Here is a 14876-nt window from a genome sequence, read left to right on the forward strand (position 1 = left end):
GTCTGCTAATCGTGTTGGTTCGGTTTGAGGCCCTTAGTGACACACTATTAGAAGAAGGTGCTATTTTCTGGTGATGGTTGTGTTGACATCCAGCGGCTCACCATCAGAAGAAAAAGTGACTCCGACCGACACACTGTGGGCAAGCAATCGGTCCAGAAACCCGACTCGAATTGGCCCGCTTATTGGAGCACCGGCGCTCACCAGAACACCATCATCGTCGCGATTGTAAAACCTCATCGAGCTCGACTTGTTTTCAATCAATGTCGCTTTGAAACCATTCAGGTTGAACCAGTTGGCCATTTGTTCGGGATTGTTCAGTTTTGCGGCCAATAGGAAAACACAGACATTCACTTTCTCCAATGTGTTTAGATGGTTCCAGCGCATCAGAGAAGAACCGTACCGTGGTTCGCCCCCAGTATCCGCAACGCAACCATCGACATGTTGAAATTTGGCCAGAGCCGTCTGGTATCGACGAAACTCAGGGGCGCTCAATCTTTCGACTTGTTGGCTCAGTGGCATCCCAAAGATAAGGAACTCTGGTGCGTCATTGTCTTCTGCAGAGCCAACGGAAGGCAACAGAAAGACACTCATCATAGCCAAAATGATCGTCCGCACTTTTTTCTTCATGGTCTTGAGGTTGGTCCAGAAGGCGCGATTATTCAAGATACCGAACGACAGACATGTCCACACCACCACCCAACACGATTTGCAGACATCTCCTTGATCTTTGCCTCGTACAGGCGCAGGTTTCTGCCCATGACGAAATCCTTAACATCGCATCGACCTATTCTGGCGATTCTACTCAAGGTGGCGGCCATCGGGTTGTTCACCATGCTCTCGGCGCTGATCAAGGCCGTGACCGAGGATGTTCCGACGGGCGAAGCAGTGTTCTTTCGCTCCTTCTTTGCGATTCCCGTCATCGTTGTCTGGCTCGCCCTGCGCGGTGATCTGCGCGATGGGCTGAAGACCAAGAACCCGATGGTGCATGTCTGGCGGGGTCTGGTCGGGACCTCGGCCATGGGGATGACCTTTCTGGGGCTTGGCCTCTTGCCCCTGCCAGAGGTCACGGCCATCGGCTATGCCACGCCGATCTTCACGCTGATCCTGGCGGCGATCTTTCTGGGGGAGACCATTCGTCTGGTGCGGATCTCGGCGGTGGCCATCGGCCTTGTCGGGGTGATGATCATGATCTGGCCGCGGCTGGGTTCGGGCGCGGATCTGTCGGACGGGGCAACGCTGGGCGCGCTATTGGTGCTGGGCGCGACCATCGCGCGGGGGTTCGTGCAGATCCACGTGCGCCGCATGGTGATGACCGAACCCACCGCCGCCATTGTCTTCTATTTCTCGCTGACCGCCTCGGGCCTTTCGCTGCTGACGCTGCCCTTTGGCTGGGTCATGCCCAGCGCCGAGGTTCTGGCGATGCTGATCGGGGCGGGGCTTGTGGGCGGCATCGCGCAAATCCTCGTGACCTCATCCTACCGGTTTGCGCCTGCCTCGATGCTGGCGCCCTATGATTATGTCTCGATGATCTTTGCCATCCTGCTGGGGTATTTCTGGTTCGAGGAATTGCCCACCTTTATCATGCTGGCGGGGGCGACGCTGGTCATTGCGGGCAATGCACTGGTGATCTGGCGCGAAAGCCGCCTGGGGCTGGAGCGCGGCAAGGCGCGGGCGCTCACCGATCCCAAGGGCGGATAGGTCAGGGCGACAACGACAATGTGATTGGCGTGGATATGTTGCACCGCGCCACTATGCGGCGCAGTGACCATACCCGCCACGGATCGCCGTTTTGACTGAACCCTCTCCCATATCCCGCCGCCCCGCGATCACGCTGACGCGCCTGACAGATGTACCGCCCGAGCAGGTTCTTGCGCATATGTCCGATCCACGCGTGGCCACGCATCTGCCCTTGATGACGACAGGCTGGGACGCGGCCATGGTGCGCCATTTCATCGAAGTAAAGGAGACGCGCTGGCAACAGGACGGCTTGGGTCACTGGGCGATTCTGGCCGATGGGGCCTATGTGGGATGGGGCGGCTTTGAAAAGGAAGGGGAGGAATGGGATCTCGGGCTGGTTCTGCGGCCAGACTGCTTTGGCCTTGGGCCGCGCATCTCGCGGCACCTGCTGGAGTTTGCACGACATGATGCGCGCATTCCCTATGTCACCTTCCTGTTGCCCCCTTCGCGCAAATCGCTGGGTGCCCTGTCCCGGCTGGGTGCGCGGTTTCTGGAAGAGATCGACTACGATGGCTCCCGTTTCCTGAAATTCCGTCTCGATACTGCCTAAAGGCTTTGGCACGCCGCGATGAACGACATTGGCCCGGGACAATGCCCCGGGCCGTTGGGTCTGTGACTGCTCCCAGTCCTGATGGGCTGATCAGATGCTGGGGCCCTTGGGGTCCAGCGTGATCTTCCACAGCTCCTGATCGGCGCGGTCCATCAGGCGCACGGTCATCTGCTGGGTGGCACCGTCGATGTCCACAAGGCCGAAGAACTGCAACCCTTCGGAGGGCGGCAGGTTGGCTTCGCCCTCTTTCGGGGCCTTCACGAATTTCACCTCGGGACCAAAGGTGCCATCCAGCGCGTTCGGGCCGAATGTACCGGCATGGAGCGGGCCGGAGACGAACTCCCAGAAGGGGTCGAAGTCCTGGAAGGCGGCCTTGTCAGGGTTGTAGTAATGCGCCGCGGTGTAGTGCACATCGGCGGTTAACCAGACGATGTTGTCGATCTTGGCGGTCTTGATGAAGCGCAGCAGGTCGGCGATTTCGAATTCGCGGCCCTTGGCGCTGCCATCGTCACCGTTCGAGATCGCCTCGACCCGCTCACCATCGCGCACAACCAGACCGATGGGCATGTCACAGGCGATGACCTTCCAGGTGGCGGTCGATTTCGCCAGCTCACGCTTGAGCCATGCGATCTGCTCGGCGCCCAGAAGCGTGGTGGCCTCATCCGCAGGGTTTTCCTGCAAGCCAAGGCTGTTGCCCGCGCGATAGCTGCGCAGATCGAGGAAGAAGACGTCCAGCATCGGACCATAGCCGATCTTGCGGTAGACCCGGCCGGGTTCTGCGGGCGTGTAGCTGATCGGGGTCATCTCGTGGAAGGCCTTGGCCGAGCGGGCCGCCAGCACGTGCACGTTCTTCTCGGTGTAACGGTCGTCGCCGCTCAGATCCTTGGCGTCGGACCAGTTGTTCACCACCTCGTGGTCATCCCACTGGAAGAAGGTCGGGCAGAGCGCGTTCATTGCGCGCACGTGCTCGTCCATCATGTTGTATTTCCACTGGCCGCGGAATTCATCGAGGGTTTCGGCCACTTTGCGCTTTTCCTCGATCAGGGTGGAGTTCTTCCAGATCAGCTGACCGTCCTTTTCGACCTCGTCCTGCATCGGGCCATCGGCATAGATGGTATCGCCCGAGTGGATGAAGAAATCGGGGCGGTGCTGGGCCATGGTCGCATAGGTGCGCATGCCTTCGTCATCGATGCCCCAGCCCTGACCGGCGGTGTCGCCCGACCAGGCAAAACGCACATCGCGGCGCGCGGTCGGCGCGGTGCGGAACTGACCGACGATGGGGTCCGATGTCGCCTGCAGATCGTTCAGATCCGCAGCCACAAAACGGTAGAAGATATCCTGATCCGACGGCAGGCCATCAACCATGCGCTTGACGGCGAAATCGTTGCTGGGGCCTGCGGTCAGCGGCGCCAGCTGGCGCGCATTGGCAAAGCTTTCGGTGGTGGAGACTTCCATCATCACCCGCGCGGGGCGGTCGGTGCGGGTCCAGATCATGCCGGACATGGTGTCCACGTCGCCGGACTGAACGCCGTGCGTAAAGACCGGGCGTGCCGAAGCACGCGAAATCGAGGGCGCCGCCAGCGAGGCAGCAAAAGCGGTACCGCCCGCCAGGAAAGCCCGGCGGCTGGGGCGCATAAAGCGATGAGAAGACATGAGATTCCCCTGTCTGTTACATTGGATAGGTGGCGCCAGACAGACCGCGCCAATGTAAAATCTTTCCGTGCTCAAAATGAAACTTTAGCGAACGTTTTGTGACCCCCTGCCCGCGCGGTAAAAGGACGGGCTGGCCAGGTCAGGCGGAGTCCAGCCGCGCACGCAGGGCGTTTACCCGGTCGCGCAATTCGATCAGCTCATTCAGATCGCCGCCCATCGCCTCGATGACGCAGGTGGAAATTTCCTGCGCCTCGGCCTGCAGGGCCTGCCCCTTGTCGGTCAGGGACACGATCAGGCTGCGCTCATCCTCGGGATTGCGGCGGCGGGTCAGGTAGCCTGCGCTTTCCATCCGCTTCAACAGCGGCGTCAGCGTATTGGTTTCCAAATCCAGCCGCTTGCCCAGATCGCTGACCTTCTGTTCGTCCTGCTCCCACAGGGCCACCAGCACCAGATACTGCGGATAGGTCAGGCCCAAGGGCGCCAGCAGGGGACGGTACAGCCGCGTCAGCGCGTGGTTCGCCGAATAGAGCGAAAAGCACAGAAGATCGTCGATTTTCAGGGTCCTGTCCATGTCTTCAGATTTATGTCGCGCACGCTTTAATCGCAAGCGGTTGATTTTCGGCCTGTGATCCCTATTTAAATCGTACACGATTTAATCGCACACGACTCAAATAGGAGACAACATGTCCATCACCCCGATCTACACCGCAGGCGCCACCGCAACCGGCGGCCGCGACGGCAAGGCCAGCATCCACGGTAGCGAGGTTCATTTCGATCTGGATCCGCCCCGCGAAATGGGCGGCGGCGGTAAAGGCAGCAACCCGGAACAGCTTTTCGCCGCCGGATATGCGGCTTGCTATATCGGTGCGATGAAATTCGCCACGACCCAGGACACATCCCTGGCCAAGGTGCCCGACGATGTTTCTGTCGATGCTGCGGTTGGCATCGGCCCGCGCGCCGAAGGCGGCTTTGGCCTGTCGGTCACCCTCAAGGTCTCCATGCCCGGTGTGGACAAGGCCGAAGCCCAGCGCATCGCCGATGCGGGCCACGCCATCTGCCCCTATTCCAACGCCACCCGCGGCAATATCGAAGTCACAACCGAGGTGGTTTGACCCGCCCGCTACCGGGCGCCCACCGCATCGCAGGTGCTGAAACGGAAAAAGCGCGGGCCAATCGGTCCGCGCTTTTGCATTTTACCAACAGATCTGACGGATCAGCTGCGCACCAGCGCCTCATAGGCCTCGGCGATCTCGCGGGTCAGCGCGCCGACTTCGAACGTGTAGGGGCCGATCTCGCCCACCGGGGTGACCTCGGCAGCGGTGCCGGTGAGCCAGCACTGTTCAAAGCCTTCCATTTCCTCGGGCATGATGTGGCGCTCGTGCACGGTGATGCCACGGTCCTTCAGCATGCCGATCACGGTCTGACGGGTGAGACCGTTGAGGAAGCAATCGGGCAGCGGCGTATGCACTTCGCCATCCTTCACGAAGAAGATATTGGCGCCGGTCGCCTCAGCCACGTAGCCGCGGTAATCCATGAACAGCGCATCCGAGCAGCCCTTGGCCTCGGCCTTGTGCTTGGAGATGGTGCAGATCATGTAAAGGCCAGCCGCCTTGGCGTGCACCGGGATGGTTTCCGGGCTCGGGCGTTTCCACTCTGCGATGTCCAGCTTGGCGCCCTGCATCTTGGCGTCGCCGTAATAGGCACCCCAGCCCCAGACAGCGACCGCCATCCGCACCGGGTTCTTGGCCGAAGCCACGCCCATGTCTTCACCCGCGCCGCGCCAGACCAGTGCGCGCACATAGGCATCGGTCAAACCCGAAGCCTTCAGGGTCTCTTCCTTGGCGGCTTCGATCTGATCCACGGTATAGGGCATCGGCATGTCCAGCGCCTCGGCAGAGGCAATCAGGCGCTCGGAGTGTTCGCGGCTCTTGAAGATCTTGCCGTTATAGGCGCGCTCGCCCTCGAAAACGGAAGACGCATAATGCATCGCATGGGTCAGGATATGCACCTTGGCATCCCGCCATTCGACCATCTCCCCGTCCATCCAGATCAATCCGTCACGGTCATCATATCCGGCCATGCCGCACCTCCACTAAATCCATCGATGTTTTCATAAGTTGCGCTTGAAATGACCGGAGCGGACATATTGTTGCGCCAAAGCTGCGATTCGATACATCTTCACCCTTGGAATGTCAATAACGCTGACTTAAACTGCCTGTGAGAGCAGTGGAGGGGACAGCCATGCCGGAAGGGCGTTCAGGACAGGGTTTTGGCGGCGAAAGCCTGTTGTTTCTGACGGACGAACAGCTCCGCCAGGGGATCGAGGCGGTGTTCTTTGCCTACCGGGGTTTTACCGCAGATCCCGACCGGATCCTCGCCGAAATGGCCTATGGTCGGGCGCATCACCGGGCGATCCACTTTATCAACCGGGCGCCGGGCACCACGGTCAACAACCTGCTGACCATTCTGGGCGTCACCAAGCAATCGCTGAACCGGGTACTGCGCACCCTGATCGAAGACGGGCTGGTCGAAAGCAGGGTCGGCACCGCCGACAAGCGGGAACGGCATCTTTACCTCACCGAAAAGGGCGTGGCCTTGGAAACGGCACTGTCCGATGCCCAGCGCGCCCGCATGCGCAGCGCCTATAAAGAAGCCGGCCCCGAGGCGGTACAGGGCTTCAAGAAGGTGCTGGAAGCGATGATGGATGCGGATATGCGCCGGGTCTATGCCAAGCTGCGGGAAACCGGATCATGAGCACCAACGACGCACATCTGATGATTGTGGATGATGATGAGCGCATCCGCAGCCTTTTGAAGAAGTTCCTGATGCGGGCCGGGTTCCTTGTGACCGCCGCGCGCGATGGCGCCCATGCCCGGCGGCTGCTGGCCGGGCTGGATTTCGATCTGATCATCATGGATGTGATGATGCCCGGCGAGGATGGTGTCAGCCTGACCCGCGCGTTGCGTGAAACCATGACCACGCCGATCCTGCTGCTGACCGCCAAGGGCGAGACCGATGACCGCATCGCCGGGCTTGAGGCCGGGGCCGACGATTACCTCTCCAAACCGTTTGAGCCCAAGGAGCTGCTGCTGCGCGTCAACGCGATCCTGCGGCGGATGCCCGATACCGTGGCCGAGGACAGCATTCCCAAGGTTCTGCACCTCGGCGCCATCCGCTATGACATCGAACGGGGCGAGATGTGGCAGGGGGACGATCTGATCCGCCTCACCGGCACCGAAAGCCAGCTGATGAAGATCTTTTCCGCCCAGCCCGGAGAGCCGATCAGCCGGGCAAAACTGGTCGAGGATCTGGGCCGCGACCGGGGCCAGGCGCAAGAACGCGCCGTGGACGTGCAGATCACCCGCCTGCGCCGCAAGATCGAACCCAACCCGAAACAACCGCAATACCTGCAAACCGTGCGCGGTGCGGGCTATATGCTGGCGCCGGACTGAGCCACCCCCGGCCCCGCCCCAGACCGGTAACGCTGCCGCCTTTCCACGGCGCGTTTATGCCGCTCTCACACCTCGACTTTGACGTGCAGATATGATCTGAACGCCCTGCCCGTCTCCGCCCGGGCGCATGTGGAAGAACTGACAGAGGCAGCCAGATGACCGAGACCCAGACCCCCGTCGAAGAGATGAGCTTTGAACAGGCCATGCACGAGCTGGAACGCGTGGTGGATCAGCTGGAACGCGGCGATGTGGCGCTGGATGCCTCGATCGCGCTGTACGAACGCGGCGCGGCGCTGAAGAAACGCTGCGAGGACGAGCTGAAGCGCGCCGAGGAAAAGGTCGCCGCCATCACCCTGGATGCAAATGGCACCCCGACCGGCACCCAGCCGCTGGATGCGGGCTGAGGGCATGACCACGGAGATGCAGGCGGACACGCGCGCCTTTCAGGCGGCGCTGCTGGATGCCCAGACCCGGATCACCGCCCATATGGACATGCGGCTGAGCGGCACCGACCGCCTGCACGACGCCATGCGCTACGCCATGGTCGGCGGCAAGATGCTGCGCGGATTTCTGGTGCTGGAAAGCGCCCGCTTGCATGGTGTCGATGCAACCGCCGCGCTGGATGCGGCGCTGGCCATCGAATGCGTGCACGCCTATTCGCTCGTGCATGACGATCTGCCCTGCATGGACGATGACGACCTGCGCCGGGGCCAGCCGACCCTGCACCGCAAATGGGACGAGGCCACGGCGACGCTCGCCGGGGATGCCTTGCAGACATTTGCCTTTGAACTGTTAGCTGCCGATCACATCGGCCCGCAGGCGCTGGTGCTGATCCGGGCGCTGGCGCAATCGGCGGGCAAGGATGGCATGGTTTCAGGGCAGATGATGGACATCGCCGCGGAAACCGCAGGCATGCCGCTGACACTTGACGAAATCACCCGGCTGCAAGCCCGCAAGACCGGTTGCCTGATCGAATGGTCCGCCACCGCCGGTGCGGTTCTGGCCGACGCGGATACCGGGCCTTTGCAGGCCTACGCCTCGGCGCTGGGGCTTGCTTTTCAGATCGCTGACGACATCTTGGATGTTGAAGGCGATGCCAGCAAGGTCGGCAAGGCCCTGCGCAAGGACGAAACTGCTGGCAAGGCCACCTTTGTCTCCCTGCTGGGGCTGGAACCGGCAAAAGCCCGCGCAGAAGAGCTGTGCGGCACCGCCTGTGCCGCGCTTTCTTCCTATGGGGAAGAGGCTGCAATCTTGAAGGACGCCGCCCGCTTCGTTATTGCGCGCGATAGCTAACCTGCGCACCATTTGCTGCGCCACTCCCGAGGAGGAGCCATGTCTGAGAGGCCCCATACCCCGCTACTGGATCAGATCGCCCGCCCGGCGGATCTGAAAGGCCTCAGCGACCGCCAGCTGACGCAGGTCGCGGACGAGCTGCGCCAGGAGACCGTTTCGGCCGTTTCCGAAACCGGCGGCCACCTGGGCGCAGGCCTTGGCGTGGTGGAACTGACAGTGGCGCTGCACGCGGTGTTCGACACGCCGCGCGACAAAGTGATCTGGGATGTCTCCCACCAGTGCTATCCGCACAAGATCCTGACCGGGCGCCGCGACCGCATCCGCACCCTGCGCAAGAAAGACGGGCTGTCCGGTTTCACCAAACGCGTCGAATCTCCCTACGACCCCTTTGGCGCCGCCCATAGCTCCACCTCGATCAGCGCAGCGCTGGGGTTCGCCGTCGCCCGCGATCTTGGGGGCAACGTGCCCGAAGGGCTGGGTGATGCCATCGCCGTGATCGGCGATGGCGCCATGTCGGCTGGCATGGCCTTCGAGGCGATGAACAACGCCGGCCATCTGGGCAAGCGGCTGATCGTGATCCTCAACGACAATGAAATGTCGATTGCCCCGCCGGTGGGCGCGCTGTCGTCCTACCTGTCGCGCCTTTACGCCGAAGAACCCTTTCAGGAGCTGAAGGCCGTGGCCAAGGGCGCTGCCTCCTTGCTGCCAGAACCCTTCCGCGAAGGCGCCAAACGCGCCAAGGACATGCTGAAGGGCATGGCCGTCGGCGGCACCCTGTTTGAATCCTTAGGCTTTTCCTACCTCGGACCCATCGATGGGCACGACATGGACCAGCTTTTGCCGGTGCTGCGCACGGTCAAGGCGCGCGCCTCGGGACCGATCCTGATCCATGTGCTGACGAAAAAGGGCAAGGGATACGCCCCCGCCGAACGTGCCGATGACAAAGGCCACGCCACGGCGACCTTTGACGTCATCACCGGCAAGCAGAACAAGCCGCCGTCGAACGCGCCGTCCTATACCTCGGTCTTTGGCGACGAGTTGGTGAAGCTGGCCGCGAAGGACGACAAGATCTGCGCAGTGACCGCTGCCATGCCCGATGGCACCGGCCTGGGGCTGATGGCCGAACGCTACCCCTCGCGCACCTTTGACGTCGGGATCGCCGAACAGCATGGCGTCACCTTTGCCGCCGCACTGGCCGCCGGGGGGATGAAGCCCTTCTGCGCGATGTATTCCACCTTCCTGCAACGCGGCTATGATCAGGTGGTGCACGATGTGGCAATCCAGCGCCTGCCGGTGCGTTTCGCCATCGACCGCGCTGGTCTGGTGGGCGCCGATGGCGCCACCCACGCAGGCAGCTTCGACATCGCCTATATGGCCAACCTGCCCGGCATGGTGGTGATGGCCGCCGCCGACGAGGCCGAACTGAAACACATGGTCGCCACCGCCGCGGCCCATGACGACGGCCCCATCGCCTTCCGCTATCCGCGCGGAGAGGGCGAAGGCGTCGATATGCCCGAAGAGGCCGAAGTTCTGGAGATCGGTAAGGGCCGGATGATCCAGAAAGGCGCCCGCGTTGCGATCCTGTCTTTCGGTACCCGTCTGGGTGAGGTGAAAAAGGCGGCCGAGTCCCTGTCTGCCAAGGGGATCACGCCCACTATCGCGGATGCGCGGTTCGCCAAACCCTTGGACCGCGAGATGATCCTGCAGCTGGCCGAAGGTCACGAGGCGCTGATCACCATCGAAGAAGGCGCCGTGGGCGGTTTCGGCAGCCATGTGGCGCAGCTCCTGGCCGAAGAAGGCGTCTTTGATTCCGGCCTGAAGTTCCGCTCGATGGTGTTGCCCGATACTTTCATCGATCAGGCCAGCCCGGCGGATATGTACGATACCGCAGCGATGAACGCCCCGCAGATCGAAGCCAAGGTGCTGGAGGTTCTGGATATCGCGACGATTGGGGAAAAGCGGGCCTGATAGCAGGCCAATAGGTCTGGGACTGCCTGGGGAGGCAGGCGCAGGCCGGGCCGCAAGCGCCCAGGCCGATTGGTCGTACTACAAGGCTGGCGGATCCGCCGGGGGCGTGTAACTTTCCAGATCCTCAGCCATTTTCACCGCGCGCAGGCCCGTGCGGTAATCGGGATAGGCCAGCGTGACGCCCAGTTCCTCCTTGATGCGGGTATTCCGAACGCGCTTGTTCTCACCGTAGAAACTGCGCGCCATCGGGGTCATCCCGGCCTCCTCGAACGGCACTTCGGCAGGCACCGGCAGGCCCAGCAGCTCGGCGCCGTAGCCCAGCACATCCTGCGGCGGGGCGGGTTCATCATCGCAGACATTGTAGATCGCACCCTGATTGGGTCGGTCGATCGAGGCCTCCAGCACCGTCGCGATATCCTCCACATGAATGCGGGAAAACACCTGTCCGGGCTTCACGATGCGCCGCGCTTTTCCCGCCATCAGCTTGGCAAAGGGACCGCGGCCGGGACCGTAGATGCCCGCGAGACGAAAAATGTGCAGCGGTAGATCCGGGATCGCCCGCCATGCCGCCTCGGCCTGTGCGCGCCAGTTGCCGCGGCGGCTGGAGGGAGCGACGGGCGTGTCCTCATCCACCCAGGCGCCGCCCTGATCGCCATAGACGGCGGTGGTGGATAGATAACCGACCCAATCGAACTGTCCGGACGCAGCGCGCGCCGCCAGTTCGTCCCGCAGCGCCTCCATCACCGGATCGCCGCCCTCATTCGGACCAACCGAGGACAGCACATGGGTGACGCCATCGAGCGGAAGCATTGCGCCGGGCCATTGCAGCAGCTCTACGCCCTCATCCGGCTGGGCTTCACCCAGATCCCGCGTGGTGCCGATCACCCGCCAGCCCCGCGCCAGCATTCGCCGCGCCAGTGCCCGGGCCGAGTAGCCATATCCGATACAGAGAAGTGTTTTTGTCATGCCCCAATAGATGCGTCGCAGAGAGCCGCCCGGCAAGGGCGGAAATATCCGCGATGACGCAAACGGGATGGACCGGGGCGAAAACGCCGCTAAACCGGGGGCAGCGAACGGAAAAGGATCAGGCGATGGCGCTGCTACTCGGTGTGGATACGGGCGGGACCTATACGGATGCGGTGCTGATCCGCGACGAGGAAGAGGTGATCGCATCGGCCAAATCTCTGACCACCCGCCACGATCTAGCCATCGGCGTCAGCGGTGCGGTGCGGGCAGTGCTGGACCAGTCCGGCGTCGCGCCGCAGGAGATTTCGCTGGCGGCATTGTCCACCACCCTGGCCACCAATGCGTTGGTCGAAGGGCAAGGTGGACGCGTGGCGCTGATCTATATCGGCTTTGCCCCCGAAGATCTGGAACGTCACGGGTTGCGCGATGCGCTGAAAGGCGATCCGGCGCTGGTGTTGGGGGGAGGGCATACCCATGCCGGAAGCGAGGCTGCGCCGCTTGATACAGACGCGCTAATGGCCCTTTTAGAGACTGAATCGGCGGGGGTGAGCGGCTATGCCGTGGCCGGTGTCTTTGCCACCCGCAACCCCGCGCATGAGCTGGAGGCCGCCCGGATCATCACCGAAGCAACCGGCGCGCCGGTCACCTGTTCGCACCAGCTATCGGCAAAACTCAACGGGCCGAAACGGGCGCTGACAGCGGTGCTGAACGCGCGGCTGATCGGGATGATCGACCGGCTGATCGGGCGGGCGCAACACACATTGGCGGACCTCGGGATCACGGCGCCGATGATGGTCGTGCGCGGCGATGGCGCCCTGATGTCGGCAGAACAGGCGCGGGAACGCCCCATCGAGACGATCCTCAGCGGCCCGGCAGCCTCGATCGTCGGCGCGCGCTGGATGACCGGGGTCGACACCGCGCTGGTCAGCGATATCGGCGGCACCACCACCGATGTGGCGTTGATCCGGGACGGCAAACCGGCCATCGACCCTGCCGGGGCACGGGTCGGAGATTACCGGACCATGGTAGAGGCTGTGGCCATGCGCACAACCGGCCTGGGCGGCGACAGCCAGGTCCATATCCAAAGCGAAGGGTTGAACGGCGGGGTGACCCTGGGTCCGCGCCGGGTGGTCCCGGTCTCTCTGATCGCCCATCAGGCGCCGGAGGTGGTGCATGCGGCGCTGGACCGGCAGGTCAACGCAACGGTTGTCGGGGAACACGACGGCAGATTTGTCCGGGCGATCCCGGGTCAGCCGACCAGCGGCCTTGGGGAGCGGGAGGCGGCCCTGCTGAACAAGATTGGCACCGATGTGCATCCCCTTGGCGCCGTGCTGCGCACCCGGATGGAGCAAGGCGCCCTGAACCGGCTGGTGGATCGCGGGCTGGTGCAGTTGGCCGGCGCCACCCCGTCGGATGCCTCCCATGTACTGGGTCGCCTGAACGATTGGGACAGCGCAGCCGCCGAAAAGGCGCTGACCATCTTTGCCCGCCGCCGCATCGGCAGCGGCGACCCACTGGCCCCCGATGCCGAAACCCTGGCCCGTATGATCATCGACCAGCTGACAGAACAGACATCATTGGCTTTGTTAGAGACTGCTTTTGCCGAAGAAGGCGACACATTCGGACTGCCTGCGGATCAGCTGGCCCGCCATATCCTGCTGCGCAGGGGATTGGAAAATCACCGGGGCATGCTGTCGCTCAGCGCGGCGCTGAACGTGGATGTGGTGGGGCTTGGTGCCTCGGCCCCCAGTTACTATCCGGCGGTGGGAGAGCGCCTGCATTGCCGGATGATCCTGCCCGAACACGCCGGGGTCGCCAATGCCATCGGCGCCGTCGTCGGCCGCGTCACCCTGCGTCGCAGCGGCACCGTGACTTCCCCTGCCGAGGGGAAATTCCGGGTACATCTGGAGGATGGGCCGCAGGATTTCAGCGCCTCAGAGGACGCGCTGGCCTTGCTTGAAACCCATCTGAGCCAAGAGGCAGAGAAAGAGGCCCGCGCGGCAGGGGCCGAGGATATCCATGTGCATGTGGAACGGGACATCCGCACCGCCCAGGTCGAGGCGCGCGAGGTCTTCGTCGAAGCCTTCATCACCGCCGAGGCCAGCGGCCGTCCGCGTGTGGCACTGGGCTGATACCCAGAAATAAGGAACCCGCCCTTGCGGCAGCAAGGACGGGTTCAGCACCTTATATTCCGATGATATCAGGCTCTATTCCGCAGCATCGGCCCGTTTTGGCAGCACCCAGTCGGGGCGCGGGAAATGGCAGGTATAGCCATTCGGCAGACGCTCCAGATAGTCCTGATGCTCGGGTTCTGCCTCCCAGAAATCACCGACAGGTTCCAGTTCCGTCACCACCTTGCCGGGCCAGATGCCCGAGGCATTCACATCGGCAATGGTATCTTCGGCCACGGCCTTTTGCGCCTCGTCCACATAGTAGATGGCCGAGCGGTAGCTCATCCCGATGTCATTGCCCTGCCGGTTCACCGTGGTCGGATCGTGGATCTGAAAGAAGAATTCCAGCAGTTCCCGGTAAGAGGTCTTTTCCGGATCAAACAGGATCTCGATCCCTTCGGCGTGGGTTCCGTGATCGCGGTAGGTGGCGTTGGGGACATCGCCGCCGGTATAGCCGACACGGGTCTTGATCACCCCGGGGCGTTTGCGGATCAGGTCCTGCATGCCCCAGAAACAACCGCCGGCCAGGACGGCACGTTCAGGATTGCTCATCTGTTATCCTCCACTTGGTCGATATAGTCGCCATAGCCTTCGGCCTCCATCTCGTCGAGAGGAACGAAGCGCAGTGACGCCGAGTTGATACAATAGCGCAGGCCACCCCGGTCCAGCGGGCCATCCGGGAACACGTGGCCCAGATGGCTGTCACCATGAGCCGAGCGGACCTCGGTACGGATCATGCCCAGAGAGCGGTCTTCCAGTTCGGCCACATGCGCCGGTTCGATGGGTTTGGTGAAACTGGGCCAGCCGCAGCCGGATTCATATTTGTCGGACGATGCGAACAGTGGCTCCCCCGAGACGATATCCACATAGATGCCTGGCGCCTTGTTGTGCAGCAACTTACCCGTGCCGGGGCGTTCGGTGCCGGATTTCTGCGTGACGTAGTACTCTTCGTCTGACAGGGCGGCAATGGCATCTGGATCTTTGGTGTATCGCGTCATGTCGGGTCTCCGGCAAATCGTGGTGAGTCAGTACATGGGCTGATGCAGCGGAAATGCAAAGCGATTATTGCCCATCTCGCGCTCTTGT

16 protein-coding genes are annotated in these 14876 nt (G+C 62.5%); 9 read left to right on the plus strand and 7 right to left on the minus strand.

The window, feature by feature from the left end:
• Window positions 1-60 precede the first annotated feature (60 nt).
• The gene (locus SM765_RS12635) at window positions 61-627 is read right to left on the minus strand and encodes a hypothetical protein (protein ID WP_274838065.1); all 567 of its coding nucleotides are present in this window, start codon (window positions 625-627) and stop codon (window positions 61-63) included.
• Between the two features lie 129 nt (window positions 628-756).
• Here SM765_RS12635 and SM765_RS12640 point away from each other — a divergent pair, with 129 nt between their 5' ends.
• Complete coding sequence (locus tag SM765_RS12640; protein ID WP_274838064.1) at window positions 757-1698, plus strand: DMT family transporter; 942 nt, start codon at window positions 757-759, stop codon at window positions 1696-1698.
• A gap of 91 nt (window positions 1699-1789) precedes the next feature.
• Window positions 1790-2287 (plus strand): GNAT family N-acetyltransferase, encoded by a 498-nt coding sequence (locus SM765_RS12645; protein WP_274839018.1) that lies wholly within the window; start codon window positions 1790-1792, stop codon window positions 2285-2287.
• A 90-nt stretch (window positions 2288-2377) separates the two neighbouring features.
• Here SM765_RS12645 and SM765_RS12650 read toward each other — a convergent pair whose 3' ends face one another.
• Together SM765_RS12650 and SM765_RS12655 are read right to left on the minus strand one after the other, a co-directional pair.
• Window positions 2378-3940: an alkaline phosphatase D family protein gene (locus SM765_RS12650; RefSeq protein WP_274838063.1), complete on the minus strand. Its 1563-nt coding sequence runs from the start codon at window positions 3938-3940 to the stop codon at window positions 2378-2380.
• A 139-nt stretch (window positions 3941-4079) separates the two neighbouring features.
• Entirely contained in the window at window positions 4080-4511 is a 432-nt protein-coding gene (locus tag SM765_RS12655) for a MarR family winged helix-turn-helix transcriptional regulator (RefSeq protein WP_274838062.1), read from the minus strand.
• 112 nt (window positions 4512-4623) lie between these two features.
• On the opposite strand from SM765_RS12655, the gene SM765_RS12660 reads away from it, so the two are divergent.
• Window positions 4624-5052, plus strand: a complete 429-nt coding sequence (locus SM765_RS12660; RefSeq protein WP_274833161.1) for an organic hydroperoxide resistance protein — start codon at window positions 4624-4626, stop codon at window positions 5050-5052.
• A gap of 101 nt (window positions 5053-5153) precedes the next feature.
• On the opposite strand, the gene SM765_RS12665 is transcribed toward SM765_RS12660, so the two are convergent.
• A complete protein-coding gene (locus tag SM765_RS12665) occupies window positions 5154-6020 on the minus strand; it encodes a branched-chain amino acid aminotransferase (RefSeq protein WP_274829965.1) in 867 nt (288 codons plus the stop codon).
• Window positions 6021-6181: 161 nt separating this feature from the next.
• On the opposite strand from SM765_RS12665, the gene SM765_RS12670 reads away from it, so the two are divergent.
• The 5 genes from SM765_RS12670 to dxs all read left to right on the plus strand — a co-directional run bounded on the left by SM765_RS12670 (window position 6182) and on the right by dxs (window position 10653).
• Window positions 6182-6694, plus strand: a complete 513-nt coding sequence (locus SM765_RS12670; protein ID WP_065271965.1) for a MarR family winged helix-turn-helix transcriptional regulator — start codon at window positions 6182-6184, stop codon at window positions 6692-6694.
• Window positions 6691-7392, plus strand: a complete 702-nt coding sequence (locus tag SM765_RS12675; RefSeq protein WP_065271966.1) for a response regulator — start codon at window positions 6691-6693, stop codon at window positions 7390-7392. The genes SM765_RS12670 and SM765_RS12675 overlap by 4 nt, the downstream gene beginning before the upstream one ends.
• 155 nt (window positions 7393-7547) lie before the next feature.
• Window positions 7548-7796, plus strand: coding sequence for an exodeoxyribonuclease VII small subunit (locus tag SM765_RS12680; RefSeq protein ID WP_065271967.1), 249 nt, complete (start codon window positions 7548-7550; stop codon window positions 7794-7796).
• Window positions 7797-7800: 4 nt separating this feature from the next.
• Window positions 7801-8685 carry a polyprenyl synthetase family protein gene (locus SM765_RS12685; protein WP_425537309.1) on the plus strand — a complete coding sequence of 295 codons (885 nt, stop codon included), beginning with the start codon at window positions 7801-7803 and terminating at the stop codon, window positions 8683-8685.
• A gap of 39 nt (window positions 8686-8724) precedes the next feature.
• The gene (gene dxs, locus SM765_RS12690; RefSeq protein ID WP_274838061.1) at window positions 8725-10653 is read left to right on the plus strand and encodes a 1-deoxy-D-xylulose-5-phosphate synthase; all 1929 of its coding nucleotides are present in this window, start codon (window positions 8725-8727) and stop codon (window positions 10651-10653) included.
• A 78-nt stretch (window positions 10654-10731) separates the two neighbouring features.
• Here the strand turns inward: dxs and SM765_RS12695 are convergent, their stop codons facing one another.
• Window positions 10732-11619, minus strand: coding sequence for an SDR family oxidoreductase (locus SM765_RS12695; RefSeq protein ID WP_274838060.1), 888 nt, complete (start codon window positions 11617-11619; stop codon window positions 10732-10734).
• A 125-nt stretch (window positions 11620-11744) separates the two neighbouring features.
• On the opposite strand from SM765_RS12695, the gene SM765_RS12700 reads away from it, so the two are divergent.
• On the plus strand, window positions 11745-13751 hold the full coding sequence (locus SM765_RS12700; RefSeq protein ID WP_274838059.1) for a hydantoinase/oxoprolinase family protein: 2007 nt from the start codon (window positions 11745-11747) through the stop codon (window positions 13749-13751).
• A 75-nt stretch (window positions 13752-13826) separates the two neighbouring features.
• On the opposite strand, the gene msrA is transcribed toward SM765_RS12700, so the two are convergent.
• Together msrA and msrB are read right to left on the minus strand one after the other, a co-directional pair.
• Window positions 13827-14342 carry a peptide-methionine (S)-S-oxide reductase MsrA gene (gene msrA / locus SM765_RS12705; RefSeq protein ID WP_274835181.1) on the minus strand — a complete coding sequence of 172 codons (516 nt, stop codon included), beginning with the start codon at window positions 14340-14342 and terminating at the stop codon, window positions 13827-13829.
• Window positions 14339-14788 (minus strand): peptide-methionine (R)-S-oxide reductase MsrB, encoded by a 450-nt coding sequence (gene msrB, locus SM765_RS12710; protein WP_065271970.1) that lies wholly within the window; start codon window positions 14786-14788, stop codon window positions 14339-14341. The genes msrA and msrB overlap by 4 nt, the downstream gene beginning before the upstream one ends.
• Window positions 14789-14876 lie beyond the last annotated feature (88 nt).

Origin of the sequence: Pseudophaeobacter sp. 1A09344 (assembly GCF_041008745.1) — a bacterium.
In the GTDB taxonomy this organism is placed as follows: Bacteria; Pseudomonadota; Alphaproteobacteria; order Rhodobacterales; family Rhodobacteraceae; genus Phycobacter; species Phycobacter gallaeciensis_A.